The organism is Actinomadura latina NBRC 106108, assembly GCF_001552195.1.
Classification (GTDB): domain Bacteria; phylum Actinomycetota; class Actinomycetes; order Streptosporangiales; family Streptosporangiaceae; genus Spirillospora; species Spirillospora latina.
This window is the reverse complement of the sequence record NZ_BCQS01000006.1, coordinates 165,036-178,335: the sequence shown is the minus strand read 5'-3', so window position 1 is coordinate 178,335 and position 13,300 is coordinate 165,036. Positions and strand designations below refer to the sequence as shown.

Sequence of the window (13,300 nt, the reverse complement as noted above, 5' to 3'; positions counted from 1 at the left end):
GTACATAACGTGTTAGCGTGCGGGTATGGGGCGGCCCAGGAAGTTCGACGAGGGGCGGGCGGTCGAGGCGGCCATGCGGGCGTTCTGGGCCGACGGATATGAGGCGACGTCCACGCAGGAACTGTGCGAGGCGACCGGGCTCGGACGCAGCAGCATCTACAACACGTTCGCGAGTAAGCGCGAACTGTTCGTCAAGGCACTCACCCACTACATGGACGACAGGACCGCCCGGCTCGTCCAACTGATGGAGGACGGCGGGAAGCCGGTGCGGGAGCGGCTGCGGACCGTCCTGGAGCGGGCCGCCACACCGGACGACGACGACCCGGCCGGATGCCTCGTCGTGAACGCGACCGTTGAGTTCGGCCCGCAGGATCCGGACATCGCGGAGCGGCTCGAACGGCACCGGCGGCAGCGGTTCGCGGTCCTGAAGGCAGCCATCGAGGACGGGATACGCGTGGGCGAGCTCGACGCGCGCAAGGACGCGGAGGCCCTGGCGCACTTCGTGATCTCGACGGTCAGCGGCATCCAGGTCGCCGCCCGCGGCGGCGCCGACCGCGCGACCCTCCGGAGCATCGCCGACACGGCCATGCACTCCCTCTGAGCAAGGGCGGCCACGCGCCGCCCTCTTTCACGCCCTGACTTGTATCGACCGATCCCACAAAGGGGACAACGCCGATGCCGTCGGCCGTGTACGTGCTGGCCGACCACAGTTCGCGCGGACGGGGTGAAGGGCCGGCACGGGGTGTCTGGGCCGGCCCTTCGGGTGGTGTCTGTCAGGAGCAGGAGTTCGCCCGGAAGGACCACAGGGCTCGCCGGCCGGCGTGTTCGGCGACCGTCCAGATTCGGTGCCGGCTTCGGTAGCAGGCAAGGTCTTCCGGGCCGTAGGAGATCGTCCGGTGCTTCACCTTGGCCCAGCCTCGTGAGGTGGGGTAGGTCGTGAGGAGGCGGCCGCGCTTGTGGCCGTGGCTCTGGGTGAACCACCAGCGGCCGTGGGTCCGGACCCCGCCCTGGATCTTGTCGGCCGGGAGTTCGGCGCCCCAGCTGGGGCGGACGGGGCCGCCGCCGGCCAGCGCCCCGAGCCGCCAGGTCACCACGCGTCCCTGCGGCCAGTTCGGGCGGCAGTACTCGCCCGCGGTGAGGACGTGCGGCCGGGTGGTGCGGTCGATGGAGAGCCAGGACATGCGCAGCGGGCCGGTGCCGCGGCACTTGCCGCGGACCTTGCCGTGGGCGAACTCCCAGCTGCTCGTCTGCGGCATCACGTAGCGGAGGCCGTGGCCGTAGTACTTGCCGTGGTGGAGGCCGACCCAACCGGCGTGGTGGGTCGAGCCCCGCTTGCTCTTGGCGAGGTCGTAGATGTGGCGCATGTCGAACTCGCGCACCCCGTGCCGGGTATCGGCGACGTAGAGCTTGTCGCCGTACCAGGCGATGCCGCCGGCGTGGATGCCGATGTCGGTGTAGGTGGCGTTCCGGCCCTGCATCACCGGTGCGACGAGGAGGACGTGCCGGTACGTGCGCCGGTCGGGGTTGACGAACGTCAGCCTGACCTTCCCGCTGTCATGCCACGACACGAGGATCGGCCTGCCGCCGCCCTCCCACCGCCCGCCGGCCACCGCGTCCGAGACGGTCGTGACGCCCTGTGGCACCCAGCTCCGGGTGGCGGAGTCGGTCCTGTCGAAGCAGTACACGAGCGAGTGGGCGGGCACACCGGCGCGCCCGGCACAGCCGCGGCCCATCTTGGCCTGGCCGGACGAGCGGAGCAGGGCGTTGACGCTGCTCGTGCGGAGCCTGCCGTCCAGCGCGCGGAGCGGCGTGCTCCGGTCGGCGCCGCGGCGCAGGACGAAGTCGCGGGGGTTCAGGTCCGCCGGGGCCTTCGCCGTCACCGTCGTTGCGGGGGCCGCTTGGGCGACGCCCGGGACGGCCACGAGCGCGGCACCGGCGGCGAGGGCCGCGACACCCGGCCGCCGGACCCGGGTCACTGTACGCTGCATGATCATCACGTTCCGCTACATAGCCCCGGGCGGGTCGCACTAAAGGTGGCCACGCCTCCCGCGATGATCAAGTTATGTTTACGCCCGCCGGGTGAACCGCCGAGATCGCCTGGACGTCGCGGACGGGACGGCCCCCGCGCGGAGGGCCGTCCCGTCCGGGTCAGCGCAGGCGGCAGGTGCCGGAGTCGGACTTCGACGGTTCGCTCTCGGAGGTCGCCGTCAGCCGCAGCCGCGCGTGGCGGGACGCACCCGGTGCGGCCTTCGCCCAGACCTCGACGCGGGTGCGGCCCCCCGACGCGGCCGTCGCCAGCTCGTTCGGCAGCCGCGTCGTCCAGCCGGCACCGGACACGGCCGCCTTCAGGCGGAACACGTCCGAGGCGTGGAGGCCGCTGCCGCCCTGGCCCGTGTTGCGGAGCATCATCGTGCACTTCGCCCAGCCGGCGGCGGTCGGGCGCGCGTGGGCCGAGGACATCCGCACGCCGCGCCGCTGCGGGCCGGCGCCGTCCAGAGAGCTGATCGCGACCGTGTAGGACAGGACGCCCTTCCGGTCGCGCTTCAGGTCGAGGACGTAGAAGTGCAGCCGGTTCGCCTCGTCCACGTACTCGTACTCGCTGCCGGAGTCCCTGCCGGCGTGGTAGAGGGCGTCTGACAGCTGGCGGTAGTCGCCGATCGTCATCTTCTGCGGCGTGCCGTCGGGGAAGACGAAGTCGACCTTGTCGATGTCCTGCGGGTTGGCGTCCTTCACCCAGATGAAGGGGGCGCGGTCGCGGTCCTTGGTCTTCGCCAGCAGGACGCCGGAGTCGGGCGTGAAGGAGTCGGTGCCCATCCGGTCGACGACCTCGATGGTGTAGTTGTCGTAGCCGCCGCCGTCGCAGAGCGGGTCGGTGCCGGTGTCGCAGGCGGGGCTCTTGTCGCCGCCCGCACCGAGCTTCACGTTGACGCCGGCCAGGTCATCGGAGCCCGGTTCGACGGAGCGGGCCGTCACCTTGGCGACGACCATGCCGGACGAGGCCAGCGCGTCCCGGCTGAGCTGCAGCACCTTGTCGGGGTCGACCATGCCCAGCTTCATCTTGTTGCGGAGCATGTGCTGCGCGCCCATGGACCCGCCGCCCGTCGCCGGGATCGTCCAGCGGCTGTGCGGGCCGCCCGGCCCGTTGAACGTGCCGCGGCTGAGCATGTCCCACGGGCCGCTGTAGGCGCGGCGCGGCGGATCGCTGTACGGGTTGTTGTAGTTGTCGCCGATGCCCAGGATGTGGCTGAACTCATGGGCGTAGACGGACATGCCGGAGCTCTCCGCCTGAGTGGAGGAGACGCCCGGGATGGCGTTCGGCCAGATCGTGGAGCCCGCCTGCCAGGACGTCCAGGGGATGTACCGGGTCTTCACCCAGTTCGGCAGGTTCGGGTCGCCCGGCCCCCACGCGTCCGGCACGTTCTCCGGCGCGCCGAACTTCATCTCGCCGAACTCCTGCCAGGTGGACGACTCGTCCTGCCCGGCGCTGAGGAAGAAGACGAAGTCGTACTCGCCCGCCGTCTCCTCGCCGACGTCGCCGACCCACGCGGCGCGGGCGTCCGCCCGCAGGTCGCGGCCGCAGGTGTCGCCGGCCGGGCAGCCCGTGCCGCCCTGCATGCCGTCCACGCCGTACTCGTGGTCCTTGGCGGGCATCTGGTAGGCGCCGAACCCGGTGAGATTCACCCCGTACCGGCCGCCGGAGTCCTCCATCCAGTACTCGTGGAGCGTGTGGCCGTGGTTCAGCTCCTGCGGCCTGTTGAGGAAGTCCTGGTAGAACCCGGCGACCTTGTCGCGCGGGACGTCGCCGACCTCGACCGGGTTGCCGAAGATGGACGAGTTCTTCGGCTGCGTCACCTCGAACGGCTGGTTCGGGTAGTCGACCAGAACCACCGCGACGTTGAAGTTCCGCACCGATCCCCGCCGGGCCGGGTCCGACCACGACGTGCCGGGGACGGACCTGTAGTCGTCCCACGTCATCGTGTCGGGAAGCTCGTAGTTCTGCGGGTCGATGGGGCGCGGGGCGCCCGCCGCGAATGCGCGGGCGGACGGCTGGTCGCGCTGCCACGGCTGCGTCCGCGGCCAGTGCCGCATCTGCCAGGGGTTCGCGGTCGGCTCCGGGACCGGCGGTCTCGGCTGCGCGGCGGCCGGGGCGGCCGCCAGGCCCGTGACCAGCCCCATCGCCGCCGCGGGCACCAGCAGCATCTTCTTCGCGCGCATGTCTCCCCTACCTCTCAGGTGGGTTGCTGAGAGGTAGGTAAGAACAGGCGATTCCGTCCCGCTAGGGCCGACTTAGCCGATCTTGCGCTGTATGTCCTGGCAGGTCGCGCGATGCACCCAGGTCACAGCACCGCCCGGATCACAGCACCGCCCGGATCACAGCACCGCCCGGATCACAGCACCGCCCGGATCACAGCACCGCCCGGATCACAGCACCGCCCGGATCACAGCACCGCCCGGATCACAGGGGCAGCTCGCGGCCGGCGACGACGATCCCGTCCTCGTCGCTGTAGAGCCAGTCGCCCGGACGGAACTCGGCTCCGCCGAACGACACCGGGACGTCCACCTCGCCGGCGCCGTCCTTGGCGCTCTTGCGCGGGTTGGAGCCGAGCGCCTTCGCGCCGAGGTCGAGCCCGCGGATCGCCGCCACGTCCCGGACCGCGCCGTTGATCACGACGCCGGCCCAGCCGTTCGCCACCGCCGCCGCGGCGATCATGTCGCCCATCAGCGCGGACGCCAGCGACCCGGCGCCGTCCACGACCAGGACGCGGCCTTCGCCGGGGGTGTTCAGCAGCTTCTTCACCAGGCCGTTGTCGCGGTGGCAGCGCACGGTCGCGACCGGGCCGGCGAACGTCGTCCGCGCGCCGTACTGGCGGAACTGCGTCTCGCAGCTGCGCAGCTCGTCCCCGAAGTCGTCGATGAGGTCAGCGGTCGCGAAGTCCATGACGGCAGCCTACTGAACGGTAACCGGTCAGCCCGAAGGCGCGTCGGTGGGACGGCCGATCAGCCGCGACAGCACGATCGACGTCTTCGTCGCGGTGATGTTGCCCTCCCGGCGCAGCCGTTCGAGGGCCTGCTCCAGATGCTGGATGTCGCGGGCCCGCACGTGCACGAGCGCGCTCGCGTCCCCGCTGATCGTGTACGCCGCGACGACCTCGGGGTGGCCGCGGACGCTCGAGTAGATCTCCTCGGGGGACGTGGCGCCCGTGCAGAAGATCTCGATGAACGCCTCGGTCGTCCAGCCGAGCGCGGCCGGATCGACGACCGCCGCGAAGCCGTTGATGACGCCGTCCGAGCGCAGCCGGTCGACCCGCCGCTTCACCGCCGGCGCGGACAGCCCGACCTTGTCGCCGATCTGCGCGTAGGAGGCGCGGCCGTCCTCCAGGAGGCGCGCAACGATTCGACGGTCCAGCTCGTCAAGACGCAACAAATATCACCCTCGAAGTCGGTTTTCATCATTGGTCGGCGGTCATTTCCGAACATACGCTGGGAAGCGGACCGGCGGCCACCTGAACCGCCCGGCCTCCTCCCCTCGGCACCGGACGCGAGTCCGGTGTCCCAGCCATGCCCGGCCCGACCGGCCGGGCCGAGCCGCGAAGGAGCGTCGTGACGCCGACCGACCAGCTGCGAGCGATGTCCGAGGACCACAGCGCGCACAACTACCACCCCCTCCCCATCGTGGTCGCGGAAGCGGACGGCGTGTGGCTGACCGACGCCGAAGGCCGCCGCTACCTCGACATGCTGGCCGCCTACTCCGCGGTCAACTTCGGGCACCGCAACCCGCGCCTCACCGAGGTCGCCAAGCGGCAGCTCGACCGGGTCACGCTGGTCAGCCGGGCCTTCGACCACGACCAGTTCGGCCCGTTCGTGTCCGAGCTGGCCGAGCTGTGCGGCAAGGACATGGTCCTCCCGATGAACAGCGGCGCCGAGGCCGTCGAGACCGCGCTGAAGACCGCCCGCAAGTGGGGCTACGAGGTCAAGGGCGTCCCGGCGGACCAGGCGAACATCATCACGTTCGAGGGCAACTTCCACGGCCGAACCACCACGATCATCAGCTTCTCCACCGACCCCGACGCCCGCGACTCCTACGGCCCCTACACGCCGGGCTTCCGGACCGTCCCGTACGGCGACGCCGAGGCGCTCAAGGCCGCGATGGACGACGCCACGGTCGGCGTGCTGATCGAGCCGATCCAGGGCGAGGCCGGCGTGAACGTCCCGCCGAGCGGGTTCCTGCGCGCCGTCCGCGAGCTGTGCACGGCCAACGGCACCCTGATGATCGCGGACGAGATCCAGTCGGGCCTCGGCCGCACCGGCACCACGTTCGCCGTCGAGCACGAGGACGTCGTCCCCGACGTCTACATCCTCGGCAAGGCGCTCGGCGGCGGCATCATGCCGGTCTCCGCCGTCGTCGCGGACCGCGACGTCCTGGGCGTCTTCAAGCCCGGCCAGCACGGCTCGACGTTCGGCGGCAACCCGCTCGCCTGCGCCATCGGCCGCGAGGTCATCAAGATCCTCAAGAGCGGCGAGTTCCAGGAGCGCTCCCGGACGCTGGGCGCCCACATGCACGAGCGCCTCGGCCGGCTGCCCACCGACATCGTCCGCGAGGTCCGCGGCCGCGGCCTCTGGGCGGGCGTCGAGCTGCACGGCAAGGCCCGCCCGGTCAGCGAGCGCCTCATGGACCTGGGCGTCCTGGCCAAGGAGACCCACGAGACCACCCTGCGCCTCGCGCCCCCGCTGGTCATCGAGCGCGAAGACCTCGACTGGGCCCTCGACCAGCTGGAGATCGCCCTCAAGGGCTGACCCCGAGTCCCGGGACACCGCCGGTCAATGGCGCCCGGCGGTGTTTCGCTTTAATGCAAACCCGCGAGCGGTCAAAGAGTTGGCCGGTGCCCGCACGGCGCGGCGGCCCGCCGGGCGCCCGGGGGCAGTGTGGTCGGCATGCTGCGGAACATGGGCCGGCGCCGGGTCGTCATCGGCTGCGGTGGGCTGGCGTTGGGCGTCCTGCTGCTGCTCGCGGGCGGCCTCTACCTGCTGCAACGCGCGTACAACGGGGAGGTCGCGCGGGTCGCGGGGGCGCTGCCCACCGGGGGCGGGCGGCCGTCGGACTCCGGGCGCGGCGAGAACTGGCTGCTGATCGGCTCCGACCGGCGCGCGGACATCCCCTCGATGGGCGCGCGGGCCGACACGATCATGCTGGTCCATCTGTCCGGGCGCGGTGACCGGGTGTCGCTGATCTCCATTCCGCGGGACGGGTGGGTGCCCGTCCCGGGGCACGGCACCACGAAGATCAACGCGGCGTTCGCGTACGGCGGGCCGTCGCTGCTGATCCGCACGGTGGAGCAGCTGACGCGTGTCCGCGTCGATCATTACGCCTCGCTCGACTTCGGCGGGTTCGTGAAGATGACGGACGCGCTCGGCGGCGTCGACGTCACCATCACCAAGGACACCTACGACCCGATGCACAGCCGGCGGTGGAAGGCCGGGCACCAGCATCTGGACGGCATGGAGGCGCTCGACTTCGTCCGGCAGCGGTGGAACCTGCCGGACGGCGACCTCGACCGGATCAAGCGGCAGCAGGCGTTCCTGCACGCGCTCGCGGCGAAGGCGCTGGACACCCGCAACCCGCTCAAGATCGACCGGTTCATCCGGGCCGTGACCGCCTCGGTGACCGTGGACGACTCGGTGACCGCCGGGACGCTGCGCGGGCTCGCGCACCGGCTGCTGAAGACGTCGCTGATCGAGTACCTGACCACCCCGGTGGCGAAGCCCGCCGAGCGGGGCGGGCAGAGTGTCGTACTCCTGGACGATGATGGAGTGCGGGCGCTGTCCACCGCCGTCCGGGAGGACCGCGTGGGCGGCTACGTGGCCCGCAACGGCGCGGCGAACTCGGTGGACGCCGTGCGCTGACCTGCGCGAACTGTCCGAAAATCATATTAAGGTGACGAAGTCGGTCCAAGTGGATTAGTCTGAGTGGACTAATCACTTCGATCCCGAGGCCGCCACCATGTCCCGACCGCTCACGCCGCTCGCGCTCACCGTGCTGCGGATGCTGTGCGACGGACCCATGCACCCGTACGAGATGCAGCAGCGCATCCGCGACTACGCCTACGACAAGGCCGTCAAGATCACCCACGGGTCGCTCTACCACTCGGTGGAGCGGCTCGCCGCGGCCGGGCTGATCGAGCCGCTGGAGACCAGCCGGGAGGGCCGCCGGCCCGAGCGCACCACCTACGCGGTGACCACCGCCGGGCGGGACGCCGCGCAGATCCGGCTGGCCGAGCTGCTGCACGACCCGATCGAGGAATTCCCCCTGTTCGGCACCGGGCTGGCGTTCGTCAACCTGCTGCCCGAGGACGAGGTCACCCGGCTCCTGCGCCGCCGCACGGTCGCGCTCGAGGCGGCGCTCGCCGGGCACCGGACGGCGTACGACTCGCTCCGCAAGCAGGGCCTCGACCGGTACAAGCTGCTCGACCAGGAATGGATGATCGCGCGCGTGCGCGGCGAGCTGGAGTTCGTGCGGGGGCTGGTCGACGACCTGGATTCCGGCCGGCTCACCTGGAAGGACGACGAGGTGCGGATCCGCTGCCACCCGCGGCCACGACCACCACGCCATGACGACGAGGGGACCTCATGAGCAAATGGCGCGGAAATCCCTGGGCGATCCTGCTCACGCTCTCCCTGGGATTCTTCATGACGCTGCTCGACCTGACGATCGTGAACATCGCGATCCCGAGCATGATCGACAAGCTGGACGCCTCGCTGGACGAGGTGCTGTGGGTCGTCAACGCCTACATCCTGGTGCTGGCGGTGCTGCTCATCACCGCCGGCCGGCTCGGCGACCTGTGGGGCAAGAAGAACCTGTTCATCGCGGGGGTCGCGCTGTTCACGCTGTCCAGCCTGGCGTGCGGCATCGCGCAGGACCCGACGCAGCTGATCGGCGCCCGCGCCGTGCAGGGGCTCGGCGCGGCGCTGCTGATGCCGCAGACCATGTCGATCATCATCGGAACGTTCCCGGCGGAGCGGCGCGGCGCCGCGCTCGGCGTCTGGGGCGCGGTCGCCGGCGTCTCCACGATCGCCGGGCCGACCGTCGGCGGCCTGCTCGTCACCAGCCTCGACTGGCGGTGGATCTTCTTCGTGAACCTGCCGATCGGCATCCTGGTGCTGGCCATGGCCGTGCCGATCCTGCCCGGCCACACCCGGACCGTCCGGCACCGGTTCGACCTCGTCGGCGTGCTGCTGGCGTCCGCGGCGCTGTTCTGCCTCACGTTCGCGCTCACCGAGGGCCAGAAGTACGAGTGGAACGAGGGCATCTGGGGGCTGATCGCCGCCGGGCTCGCGCTGTTCGTCGTCTTCGTCGTCCACCAGCGCGGCCGCCAGGACGGTGAGCCGCTCGTCCCGTTCTCCCTGTTCAAGGACCGCAACTTCACCGTGCTGAACTTCGTCGGCGCGGCGGTGTCGGTCGGCATGATCGGCATGTTCCTGCCGATGACGATCTACCTGCAGTCGGTGCTGGGCTTCAGCGCCCTCAAGGCGGGCCTCGTCATGGCTCCGTCGTCGGTCGTGTCGATGTTCCTCGCGCCCGTCGCGGGACGGCTGTCCGACCGGATCGGCGGGAAGTTCATCCTGATGTCCGGCCTCACCCTCTACGCGGCGGGCATGATGTGGATCGTCCTCATCGCCGGCGTCGCGACGGACTGGAAGGCGTTCATCCCCGCGCTCGTCGTCTCCGGGTTCGGCATCGGCGGCCTGTTCGCGCCGATGGCGACGGAGGCGACCCGGAACGTCCCGCCGCACCTCGCGGGCGCCGCGTCCGGGGTCAACAACACGATCCGGCAGGTCGGGTCCGTGCTGGGCAGCGCGGCGGTCGGCGCCGTCCTGCAGAACCGGCTCGCGTCCTCGCTGCGGGACGAGGCCACGGCCCGCTCCGCCGCGCTCCCGCCCGACGTCCGCCCCGGGTTCGTGCAGGGGTTCGCGGACGCGGCCAAGGGCGGGCTGGAGGTCGGCGCGGGCCAGAGCGGCGCGAAGCAGCAGCTCCCGCCGGGCGTCCCGCCGAGCGTCGCGCACCGCGTCCACGAACTGGCCGGGCAGGTCTTCTCGCACGGCTTCGTGCATGCGATGAAGCCGACGATGTGGCTGCCGATCGGCGTGATCCTGCTCAGCGCCGCCGCCTGCCTGTCCCTGAAGGGCCACAAGAGCAACACGGCCCTGCCCCAGGCCGACCCCGAGCCCGCGCCCATGGCGTCCTGACCGGGGCGCTATCCGCGCGTACGGCCCGCCCTGCCGAGCAGCCAGTCGCCCGGCGGGCGGGCCGGCGGCACGCTCATGATCCCGGCGACGGCGGCGAGCATGCCGCCGATGATGAACAGGTACCCGGCCGTCGTGCCGGCGACGACGAGGTCGCCCTCGGCGCGGCGCATCGACATGACGAACACCACGACGCCCCACACGACCGCGGGGACCGTCGCGCCGAGCCGTCCGCCCATCCCCAGCCCGGCCAGCCGGGCCATCGCGAAGACCAGCGCCACCAGGACGATCGCGATGACCGGCACCGGGCCGATCGTCCAGTCCTGGGCGAACGAGCCCACCACGCCGAACACCCCGCCGAGCAGGGCGAGGGCGGCGTAGGCGGCGCCCGACACGAACGCCTCCAGCGGGCCCTCGCCGGCCCGGCTCACGCCGGTCGCGGCGCCGTCCGCCGGGAGGCCGTCCTTGGCGAGGCTGACCCGCGCCTCGTCGTCGTCCTTGTGCACGGACGTCAGGCTATCGAGTCGCGCACACCGGCCAGACCGGCGAACAGGTCCCGCTCGCGGCGGCCGGAGCCGACCGGGCCGAGCTCGCCGGCCTGCAGGATGAAGTACTCGGTGCCGAACGCCTGCTGGCCCAGGTTGTTCGACAGCGCGAAGAACGGCCCGACCTGGTCGGGCGCGACGACGATCTGGGTCCGGTGGGCGCGCAGCGCGGCGAGCTTGGCGGGCAGGTGGGCGCGGGCGTCCACGACCGTGGTGACCTGCCCGTCGGGGACGCCGGAGCCCAGCTCGTCCAGCCCGGCGACGCGCGCGAACGGCAGCTTCGCCTCCCGCATCACCGCGATCGCCCGCGCGAGGACGGTGCGGGGCGTGGCATAGGCGTAGAACTTGGCGGCCCGCCACGGCTCGGCGCCGTCCTGGAAGTCCGGGTCGGCGGCCAGCTCGAACGCCCGCCACGCGACGCGGTGCGCCTGGATGTGGTCGGGATGCCCGTAGTTGCCGCGCTCGTCGTAGGTGACGATCACCTGCGGCCGGATCTCCCGGATCACCGCGACGAGGTCCGCGGCGGCGGTGTCGAGGTCCGCGCGCCAGAAGCAGCGCGGGTCGTCGTTGGTGGGGGCGCCCATCATGCCGGAGTCGCGCCACCGGCCGGCGCCGCCGAGGAAGCGGTGGTCGCGCACGCCGAGCGCCGCGCACGCCGCCCCGAGCTCCCCGATGCGGTGCTCGCCGAGGGCGTCCTCCTTGTCGGACGCCAGGTGGCGCAGCTCCTCCGGGATGACCTCGCCCTCCTCACCCAGGGTGCAGGTGACGAGACAGACATGGGCGCCCTCGGCGGCGTACTTGGCCATGGTCGCCCCGGTCCCGATGGACTCGTCGTCCGGATGGGCGTGGACGAACAGGATCCGCGGCTCCTTCATAGTCGACGAGCCTACTCAGGGCCCGGCGGCACGGCGATGACCGCCCTGCCCCACGCGACCCGGAACCGCGTCACCGGCCCGGCTCAGCCGCCCCCGCCGGCCCCCGGGCCGGTGCCTCCGCCGGTCCCGCCGCCCGCTCCGGTGTCGCCACCACCACCGCCGCCTGCGCCACCGCCGCCGCTGGTCGGCGGCGTGCTCGTGGGCGGCTCGCTGGTCGGCGGCGTGCTCGTCGGCGGCTCGCTGGTCGGCGGCTCGGTCGTCGGCTCGGTCGTCCGCGGCGGCGGGGTGCTCCGCGGCGTCCGGGTGCGGGTCGGCGTCGGCTGCGTCGGCTCCTCGGTCGTCGGCTGCTCCGAGACCGTCCCCGAGTCGGTGACGGCCGGCGTGGTCGGCGGGTTCGACGGCGAGTCCCCGCCGCGGGTCGCCGCGAACACGCCGACGACGAGCGCCAGCACGGCGATCGCGGCGACGGCCGCGACGATCGGCCACCTGGACTTGCGCTCGGGCTCCCAGTCGTCGTACCGGGCCCGGTCGGCGCCGTACGGGGGGCCGGCGGGCGGCAGGTTCCCGGTGTAGTCGGCCGGGGAGACGCCGCGCGGCCCGCCGGGGTGGGTCGCGCCCGCCATCATTCCGGCCGCGCCGAGCCCGCCCGCGGCGAGCGTGGAGCCCTCCGCCAGCATCGTGTTCGCCCGGGCGGGATCGTCCATGGCGGTCTGCCCGGCGCCGCCGGGGCCGCTGCCGATCAGCGCCATCATGATCTGCTGCGCGGTCGGCCGCCGCTCCGGCTCCTTGGCCAGGCACGCGCCGATCAGCCGGTGCAGGTCGGGCGGCACGCCGTCCAGCGTCGGCGGCTCGTGCATCACCCGGTTGATCACCGCCATCACGGTGTCGTCGCCGAACGGGGGGCGCCCGGTCGCGGCGAACACCATCGTGGTGGCCCACGCCCACACGTCCACGGCCTCGGTGAGCGTCGCGCCCGCCACCTGCTCCGGCGCCATGTAGGACGGCGTGCCGATCGCCTTGGTCGCGTTCGTCTGCCCGGTGTCGAGGGCCCGCGCGATGCCGAAGTCGATCACCCGCGGCCCGTCCGGCGCCATGATGACGTTGTGCGGCTTGAAGTCGCGGTGCACGATCCCGGCCTGGTGGATCGCCACCAGCGCGGTCGCGGTGCCGATCGCGAGCCGGTCGAGCGCCGCCCCGCCGATCGGGCCGCTCCCGGTGACCTGCGCGTAGAGCGACGGGCCCGGCACGTACTCGCTGGCGATGTAGGGCTGGTCGCCCGCGACGTCGGCCTCCAGGACCTGCGCGGTGCAGAACCGCGCGACCTGCTTGGCGGCCTGCGCCTCGCGGACGAAGCGGGTGCGCGCCATCGTGTCCCCGGCCAGGTCGGCGCGCAGGAGCTTGATCGCCGCCCGGTTCCCGGAGGCGTCGACGCCGGCGTAGACGACGCCCTGGCCGCCCTCGCCGAGCCGTTCGACGATCTCGTACGAGCCAAGCCGCCGGGGATCTCCCGGCTGCAGCTCCGGCATTGACCACTCCTCAGCCCGCGACGAAAAAAGTGCTTGGGGAAGCTTTGAGCTTACGCGAGCGCGGACCCGGGCACGGACCATTCCCCGACCACCACGCGACGACCCGTGATCATAG

At 72.1% G+C, this 13,300-nt stretch carries 12 protein-coding genes; 5 read left to right on the top strand and 7 right to left on the bottom strand.

Features of this window, described 5'->3' with window-relative positions; translation table 11 throughout:
- Window positions 1-25: 25 nt before the first annotated feature.
- Window positions 26-601, top strand: a complete 576-nt coding sequence (locus tag AL2_RS11440; RefSeq protein ID WP_067632858.1) for a TetR/AcrR family transcriptional regulator — start codon at window positions 26-28, stop codon at window positions 599-601.
- Between the two features lie 172 nt (window positions 602-773).
- Here the strand turns inward: AL2_RS11440 and AL2_RS11435 are convergent, their stop codons facing one another.
- The 4 genes from AL2_RS11435 to AL2_RS11420 form a co-directional block, all read right to left on the bottom strand.
- The gene (locus AL2_RS11435) at window positions 774-1,988 is read right to left on the bottom strand and encodes a hypothetical protein (RefSeq protein WP_157438102.1); all 1,215 of its coding nucleotides are present in this window, start codon (window positions 1,986-1,988) and stop codon (window positions 774-776) included.
- 160 nt (window positions 1,989-2,148) lie between these two features.
- The gene (locus tag AL2_RS11430; RefSeq protein ID WP_245666547.1) at window positions 2,149-4,215 is read right to left on the bottom strand and encodes a M6 family metalloprotease domain-containing protein; all 2,067 of its coding nucleotides are present in this window, start codon (window positions 4,213-4,215) and stop codon (window positions 2,149-2,151) included.
- A 241-nt stretch (window positions 4,216-4,456) separates the two neighbouring features.
- On the bottom strand, window positions 4,457-4,939 hold the full coding sequence (gene rraA, locus AL2_RS11425; RefSeq protein WP_067632853.1) for a ribonuclease E activity regulator RraA: 483 nt from the start codon (window positions 4,937-4,939) through the stop codon (window positions 4,457-4,459).
- A 27-nt stretch (window positions 4,940-4,966) separates the two neighbouring features.
- Window positions 4,967-5,422: an Lrp/AsnC family transcriptional regulator gene (locus AL2_RS11420; protein ID WP_067632851.1), complete on the bottom strand. Its 456-nt coding sequence runs from the start codon at window positions 5,420-5,422 to the stop codon at window positions 4,967-4,969.
- A gap of 206 nt (window positions 5,423-5,628) precedes the next feature.
- On the opposite strand from AL2_RS11420, the gene rocD reads away from it, so the two are divergent.
- From rocD to AL2_RS11400, 4 genes are all read left to right on the top strand, one after another.
- A complete protein-coding gene (rocD, locus tag AL2_RS11415; protein WP_174550837.1) occupies window positions 5,629-6,795 on the top strand; it encodes an ornithine--oxo-acid transaminase in 1,167 nt (388 codons plus the stop codon).
- A gap of 138 nt (window positions 6,796-6,933) precedes the next feature.
- Window positions 6,934-7,902, top strand: coding sequence for an LCP family protein (locus AL2_RS11410; protein ID WP_067632847.1), 969 nt, complete (start codon window positions 6,934-6,936; stop codon window positions 7,900-7,902).
- A gap of 97 nt (window positions 7,903-7,999) precedes the next feature.
- Window positions 8,000-8,629 (top strand): PadR family transcriptional regulator, encoded by a 630-nt coding sequence (locus tag AL2_RS11405; protein WP_067632845.1) that lies wholly within the window; start codon window positions 8,000-8,002, stop codon window positions 8,627-8,629.
- The gene (locus AL2_RS11400; protein ID WP_067632843.1) at window positions 8,626-10,242 is read left to right on the top strand and encodes a DHA2 family efflux MFS transporter permease subunit; all 1,617 of its coding nucleotides are present in this window, start codon (window positions 8,626-8,628) and stop codon (window positions 10,240-10,242) included. The genes AL2_RS11405 and AL2_RS11400 overlap by 4 nt, the downstream gene beginning before the upstream one ends.
- An 8-nt stretch (window positions 10,243-10,250) precedes the next feature.
- On the opposite strand, the gene AL2_RS11395 is transcribed toward AL2_RS11400, so the two are convergent.
- From AL2_RS11395 to AL2_RS11385, 3 genes are all read right to left on the bottom strand, one after another.
- Window positions 10,251-10,745: a DUF6113 family protein gene (locus AL2_RS11395; protein WP_067632841.1), complete on the bottom strand. Its 495-nt coding sequence runs from the start codon at window positions 10,743-10,745 to the stop codon at window positions 10,251-10,253.
- Window positions 10,746-10,750: 5 nt separating this feature from the next.
- Window positions 10,751-11,659, bottom strand: a complete 909-nt coding sequence (gene mshB, locus AL2_RS11390; RefSeq protein ID WP_067632839.1) for an N-acetyl-1-D-myo-inositol-2-amino-2-deoxy-alpha-D-glucopyranoside deacetylase — start codon at window positions 11,657-11,659, stop codon at window positions 10,751-10,753.
- Between the two features lie 83 nt (window positions 11,660-11,742).
- The gene (locus AL2_RS11385) at window positions 11,743-13,185 is read right to left on the bottom strand and encodes a serine/threonine-protein kinase (protein WP_067632837.1); all 1,443 of its coding nucleotides are present in this window, start codon (window positions 13,183-13,185) and stop codon (window positions 11,743-11,745) included.
- Window positions 13,186-13,300: the final 115 nt, after the last annotated feature.